Genomic DNA, 3220 nt, shown 5'->3' with positions numbered 1-3220 from the left:
GCCATCCAACAGGGCTTGCCCTCGTTTGCAATCCGGGATGTACCACTCCCGAGGTGCCCCTCTCCCGATTGCCCTCCGCCCGCCCGGGTTGGTCCCTTTGCGCTTTCGCGCAACCTCGGGCGCCTCGATGCCGCGCACGCTGCTCACCTTGCGTCTTCCCATGCCAACCATCCAATAGTGTCCAATGAAACACTGCCCTCACGCCCATAGTTAGTCATGCCTGAGAGCCATCTGTCGTCGTCTTCATGCCGCGATTCGCAATTCTCTTGGGAGAAGCCGTCCAGGTAAAGGGTTGCGACTCGTATATGCGTTGCTGTCGGCGGCCGCGCAATTGGGAAAGCCGCCGGTCCTGATACGCCGGTCCGAAGGTAGCCCCACGCTCATGCGCGCGGACGTCGAGCGCGATATCGCTCGGCCGTGTGCTTGACAGTCGTTCATCGGATAGTTAGAGTTGTCAAAAATGAAATAGATAGTCCGCCAGATGATACATCAGGCGGCGGCGCAAAAGTGGGTACTGGAAGGAGACAACGACATGACGGATACACAAGTTCTCATCATCGGAGCAGGTCCGGTTGGACTGACGCTCGCCATCGACCTTGGCCAGAGAGGGATCCGATGCATGGTGATCGAGCGCAACGGGGCGCCTGGACGTTTGCCGAAGATGGAGCGCTGCAATGCGCGGACGATGGAGATTTACCGCCGGCTTGGTATTGCGGAGCAGATCCGCGATGCAGGCTATCCGCGCGACAACCCAATGGATGTATTCATCGTGACTTCCCTGGCGGAGCCACCGCTGCTTCATCGTCCGTATCCGTCCGTGGCCGTGATGCAGGAGCAAGGCAGGGCTTGCAACGACGGCTCCCGTCCCCTGGAGCCATATCAACTCATTTCGCAGTACACGCTCGAGCCCATCCTGAAGTCGGCCGCCGAACGCACCCCCAATGTGACCGTCTGCTTTGGCTGCGAACTCACCACGTTCACTCAGGATGGGGACTTCGTTAGTGCCAGCATCGTCGATGCCGAAGGCAGCGAAGATGTCATCCGCGCTCGCTACCTGGTCGGTTGCGATGGGGGCGGCAGTACGGTTCGCAAGCAACTCGGCATCCCGCTGAGCGGCCAGGCCAATATCCTGCGGCTGCGCCAGGCGCTGTTCCGCTGCGATGACCTCTACGAGCGCATCCCTATGGGGCGCGGGCGGCATTACCATGTAGTGGATGAGCAAGAGACGCAGATCGTGGTTCAGGATGACTGTCGGCATTTCACCATGCACTCGGTGGTTGCCGAGGATGCGGAGATGCCGGCGAAGTTTCAAAGCGCCGTCGGCATGCCCATCGAGTTCGAGACGCTTTACGTCGGCGCTTGGACGCAGCATCTCATGCTTGCGGATAGCTACGGGACGGGCAGCGTGTTCCTGGCCGGTGACTCGGCGCATCTGGTTATCCCGACCGGTGGTCTTGGAATGAACACCGGCGTTGGAGACGCCATGGACCTGTCGTGGAAGTTGGCAGGGACGCTGGCTGGCTGGGGCGGTCCGAACCTGCTTGCATCGTATCAGCGCGAGCGCCGGCAGATCGGCGCGCGCAATGTCGCGGCCTCTCGGTTTGCCGCTAACGGCAAGCGCATCTGGCGTGCCACCTACAAGTCCAATATCCGCGATGACACGCCGGAAGGTGCGCAGACCCGGGCGAATCTGGTGCGTGTCGCCGGGGTTGAGCAGCGCAAAGTCAATGAGCAGTCGGGCACGGAACTGGGTTACCGGTACGTCGATTCGCCGCTGATCTGGCCGGAGCCTGGCGAGAGCCCCGATCCCGACGCGATGAGCTACCGACCGACTTCCTGGCCGGGTGCTCGTCTGCCACACGTCTGGCTGAATGACGGTAGCGCGTTGCATGACCGCATCGGCAACGGGTACACGCTGCTTCGTCTTGGTGGAACTAGCGTTGACACCTCAGCACTTGAGCACAGCATGCGCAGCCTCGGGGCGCCGCTCGATGTTCTCGATATCCAGGATGAGGCACCGCGCGAAGTGTATGGCTGCGACCTGATGCTGTTGCGGCCCGACTTGCACGTGGTCTGGCGTGGCAACCACCTTACCGCGGACCCGGTGCGCCTTGCCGCGGTCGCGACTGGTCATCGCATGCCGGCGGAGATCTCTCCCACGGCGGGCCAGCAACAAACCAAGGTGGTCGCCTGATGATGACCGCTTTGACGCTCCACGCCCCCCTCCGCACTCAATAATCAGGAGCGAAGACATGACGTTCAACGTGACCTTGCATCCGAGTGGGCACAGCTATGAGGTGCCCGATGGTGTAACGGTGCTGACCGCCGGCCTTGAGGCCGGCTGGATCATGCCCTATAGCTGCCGCGCCGGAGGATGCCGAACCTGCCAGGGGCGCATCCTCGAGGGCAAGGTGGACTTTGGCCGTGCACATGCGGCCTATCTCTCCGAGGCCCAGCGCGCCGAAGGTTACGCCTTGCTATGCCAGGCAAAGCCGCTCAGCGATCTGGTGATCGAAGTGAACGAGCTGTCGCTTAAGCAGGTCAAGCCGCGCAAGATCCCGTGCCGCGTGCGCGAGATCCGCAAGGCGGCGCCCGATGTGGCGATCGTCGAGCTCAAACTGCCGATCAATGAGAATCTGCGGTTCGCCGCTGGACAGTATCTCGATTTCCTGCTCGAGAACGGTGTCCGGCGCAGCTACTCCATTGCCACGCCACCTGCTGCCGCGGGGTTGATCGCGCTTGAGTTGCACTTGCGGCATACGCCGGGCGGGGTCTTTACCGACCCGGTGTTCGAGGGCGAGATCCAGCCTGGCCAGATCCTCCAGTTTGAAGCGCCGCTTGGTACTTTCCATTTGCGCGAAGAGAGCGACAAGCCGATCGTGTTTGTGGCAAGCGGCACTGGCTTCGCGCCGATCAAGGCGATCATCGGCTACATCATCCGCCGCAAAATCATGCGCCCCATGACCCTCTACTGGGGAGGCCGCCAGCGTCGCGACCTGTACATGGATGAGCTGGCACGGGGCTGGGAATCCGAGTGGCCCGGCTTCAAGTATGTGCCGGTACTTTCCGAAGCCACGCCGCAAGACGCGTGGCAAGGCCGGACCGGCTTCGTGCATCGCGCCGTGATGCAGGACTACCCCGACCTGTCCGGACACCAGGTATATGCCTGCGGCGCGCCGGTCATGGTGGAGTCCGCCCGCAAGGACTTCACGGCGCAGTG

The 3220-nt window shown here is 62.2% G+C and carries 2 protein-coding genes; both read left to right on the top strand.

What is annotated here, in order from left to right; translation table 11 throughout:
* Positions 1-532 precede the first annotated feature (532 nt).
* Positions 533-2194, top strand: coding sequence for an FAD-dependent monooxygenase (locus OR16_RS38475; RefSeq protein ID WP_043422940.1), 1662 nt, complete (start codon positions 533-535; stop codon positions 2192-2194).
* 58 nt (positions 2195-2252) lie between these two features.
* The coding region (locus OR16_RS38470) for a CDP-6-deoxy-delta-3,4-glucoseen reductase (protein WP_006164739.1) at positions 2253-3220 on the top strand (968 nt) is incomplete at its 3' end.

This window comes from Cupriavidus basilensis OR16 (genome assembly GCF_000243095.1).
In the GTDB taxonomy this organism is placed as follows: Bacteria; Pseudomonadota; Gammaproteobacteria; order Burkholderiales; family Burkholderiaceae; genus Cupriavidus; species Cupriavidus basilensis_D.
Note: the sequence above shows the minus strand (reverse complement) of the source record. Positions and strands in the feature narration are given on the sequence as shown.

Excerpts from the sequence above, each read along its gene's own strand:
- OR16_RS38475 (WP_043422940.1), top strand. The coding sequence starts at position 533 with ATGACGGATACACAAGTTCTCATCATCGGAGCAGGTCCGGTTGGACTG.